Origin of the sequence: Streptomyces calidiresistens (assembly GCF_014141525.1) — a bacterium.
In the GTDB taxonomy this organism is placed as follows: Bacteria; Actinomycetota; Actinomycetes; order Streptomycetales; family Streptomycetaceae; genus Streptomyces; species Streptomyces calidiresistens.
In genome coordinates this window covers 1-2,747 of record NZ_VKHS01000728.1, presented here as the reverse complement: position 1 = coordinate 2,747, position 2,747 = coordinate 1, and the positions used below count along the sequence as shown (strand labels likewise).

The 2,747-nt window shown below is 72.8% G+C and carries 4 protein-coding genes; all 4 read right to left on the bottom strand.

From position 1 onward, the window contains the following. The coding region (locus FOE67_RS22055) for a translation initiation factor IF-2 N-terminal domain-containing protein (RefSeq protein WP_182666588.1) at positions 1 to 246 on the bottom strand (246 nt) is incomplete at its 3' end. 165 nt (positions 247 to 411) lie between these two features. Further along, positions 412 to 714 carry a YlxR family protein gene (locus tag FOE67_RS22050; protein WP_182666587.1) on the bottom strand — a complete coding sequence of 101 codons (303 nt, stop codon included), beginning with the start codon at positions 712 to 714 and terminating at the stop codon, positions 412 to 414. Between the two features lie 154 nt (positions 715 to 868). Beyond that, entirely contained in the window at positions 869 to 2,086 is a 1,218-nt protein-coding gene (gene nusA / locus FOE67_RS22045; RefSeq protein ID WP_323385270.1) for a transcription termination factor NusA, read from the bottom strand. A 2-nt stretch (positions 2,087 to 2,088) separates the two neighbouring features. Further along, a complete protein-coding gene (rimP, locus tag FOE67_RS22040) occupies positions 2,089 to 2,586 on the bottom strand; it encodes a ribosome maturation factor RimP (RefSeq protein ID WP_182666586.1) in 498 nt (165 codons plus the stop codon). Positions 2,587 to 2,747 lie beyond the last annotated feature (161 nt).

Genomic DNA, 2,747 nt, shown 5'->3' with positions numbered 1-2,747 from the left:
GGGCTTGGGGGCACCCGGGCGCGGCGCCGCGGCGCCGGGCTTGCGGGGTGCGGACGGTTTGGCGGACTTGCGCGCCCCGGAGGCGCCGCCGCCGTCGAGTGCGTTCGTCAACTTGCGAACAACGGGCGCCTCGATCGTCGAGGACGCCGAACGGACGAACTCACCCAGTTCCTGGAGTTTGGCCATGACGACCTTGCTCTCGACTCCAAGCTCCTTGGCGAGCTCGTATACCCGGACCTTAGCCACTTCGCTCCTTAGTCGGTCCGGGGTGGGTCGTCCGCCGGACCTTCGCTACTGCTGGGGCGTACTCATCGCGTACTCATCGAGTGCTCATCGCAATCTCGACCTACTTCCGACTCGCGAGGTACCTCGGCCGCGCGGGGAACCGCGCGGCGCGTCTTGCATGGGGCTCTACCACTGTTGGTGCGGTGTTTCCCGTCCCGCCGGGGGGCGAATCGCCCGTTCCAGGGGCGCCGTGTCCAGGGGCCCCCCGCGGCGGAAGGCCCTGGGGAACGCCCTGCGGCGCAACGCCGTCTCCAGACAGGCCGGCACGGGGTGCAGGTAGGCACCCCGCCCGGGCAGCGTACCGCGTGGATCGGGAACACAGGTGTTCCCTTCCAGCGCCACACGCAGCAGCCCGTTCCTGGAGGAGCGTTCCCGGCAGCCCACACAGGTGCGCTCCGGGCAGGCTCGGACGCGCGTCCGGCCGGACATCGTCGATTCTACCTCCCCGCGCGCCCCGTTCCGTGATCGGGGGCACGCCGTTGATCCATCCGGGCGCGGATCGCCCGTGGTCGCCCGTCCCGTCAACACGGGAACGGGCAGGGGTATTCCGCGCCGGGGCCCCGGCCGCGCCGGCCCGGCCCCCTCAGCCGGCGTCGGTGTGCCGGCGCCGGTCGTCGGGGCCGGTGGTCGCCCCCCGGTCGCCGCGGGGCGGGCCGTGGTGGTCCCGCGATTCCCGGGGGCGGGTGCGGGGCCGGTCCCGTGCGGGGTCGGACCCGCCCCCCTCGCCGGACTCCCCGGCCCCTCCCGTTTCCTCGGTGTCGGGGCGGATGTCGATGCGCCAGCCGGTCAGCCGGGCGGCGAGGCGGGCGTTCTGCCCCTCCTTGCCGATGGCCAGGGAGAGCTGGTAGTCGGGCACGATCACCCGGGCGGAGCGGGCCCGGGCGTCCACCACGTCCACCCGGTTGACCCGGGCCGGGGAGAGGGCGTTGGCGACCATCTCCGCCGGGTCCTCGGACCAGTCCACGATGTCGATCTTCTCGCCGTTGAGCTCCGCCATGACGTTGCGGACCCGACCGCCCATGGGGCCGATGCAGGCCCCCTTGGCGTTGAGGCCGGAGCGCAACGAGCGGACCGCGATCTTGGTGCGGTGGCCGGCCTCGCGGGCGATCGCCGCGATCTCCACCGAACCGTCGGCGATCTCCGGCACCTCCAGCTCGAACAACTTCTTGACCAGGTTGGGGTGGGTCCGCGAGAGGGTCACCGAGGGACCGCGCATCCCCTTGACCACCCGGACCACGTAGCTGCGCAGGCGGGTGCCGTGCGGGTAGCGCTCGCCGGGCACCTGCTCCTGCGGGGGCAGGATCGCCTCCAGCCGACCGATGTCCACCAGCACGCTGCGCGGGTCCCGTCCCTGCTGGACGACACCGGTGACGATGTCGCCCTCGCGCCCGGCGTACTCGCCGAAGGTGGCGTCCTCCTCGGCGTCCCGGAGTCGTTGCAGGATGACCTGCTTGGCGGTACCGGCGGCGATCCGGCCGAAGCCGGCGGGGGTGTCGTCGAACTCCCGGGGTTCGGGGCGCGGGGCTCCCGACCCGGCGCCGGGGGCGCCGCCCGCCTCGGCCCCGGCGTCGGCCCCGGCGTCGGCCCCGGTGTCGGCGTCGGGCAGGTCCTCGGGATCCTCCCGGGCCCACACCGTGACGTGGCCGGTGGTCCGGTCCAGTTCGACCCGGGCGTGCCGCCTGCTGCCCTCGGTGCGGTGGTAGGCGATGAGCAGCGCGGACTCGATCGCCTCCACCAGGACGTCGAAGGAGATCTCCTTCTCCCTGACCAGTCCCCGCAGGGCGCTCATGTCGATGTCCACGGCTATGCCTCCTCTTCCGGCATGTCCTTGCGGCTGAAGTCGACCTCGCCGCGCACCTGCTCGACCTCGGCGAAGGTGATCCGCCGGGGCTTGGGCCTGCGGCCCTTCTCCCCCGGGATCTCCAGATCAAGCCCTTCCTCGTCCAGCCCCAGCAGGCGGGCCGTGAAGGTCTCCCCCGAGATCGGCCGGATCCGCACCATCCGACCCACCGCGCGGCGGAAATGGCGCGGTTGCGTCAGAGGGCGGTCCACCCCCGGCGAGGTGACCTCCAGGACATACGGATCGGCACCCATCACGTCCTGCGCGTCCAGCAGCTCGGAGGCGGCGCGGCTCAGCTCGGCGCACTGGTCCAGCTGTACGCCCTCGTCGGTGTCGACGACCAACTGCAGGACCTGACGGCGACCGGCGCGGGTCAGGGTGAGGTCCTCCAGGTCCATGCCCTGCCGGGCGGCGAGCGGTTCCAACAACTCCCGCAGCCTGTCGATCTGGGTGGTGCTCATCCGGGTGACTCCTCGGCCGCGTCTGCTGTTGTCCTGCGTACTCCCGGGCCACCGTCCCGGTGCCGGTGGGACGTTTCGGGCCCGACGGAAAACACCCTATCGCCTGCGGGGGACCCGGCCGACCGCTGCGGGCGGGGTGTCCGCACCGGGCGGGGCGGGAG

Coding starts and splice junctions, on each gene's coding strand:
- FOE67_RS22050 (WP_182666587.1), bottom strand. CDS start 714: ATGTCCGGCCGGACGCGCGTCCGAGCCTGCCCGGAGCGCACCTGTGTG.
- rimP (WP_182666586.1), bottom strand. CDS start 2,586: ATGAGCACCACCCAGATCGACAGGCTGCGGGAGTTGTTGGAACCGCTC.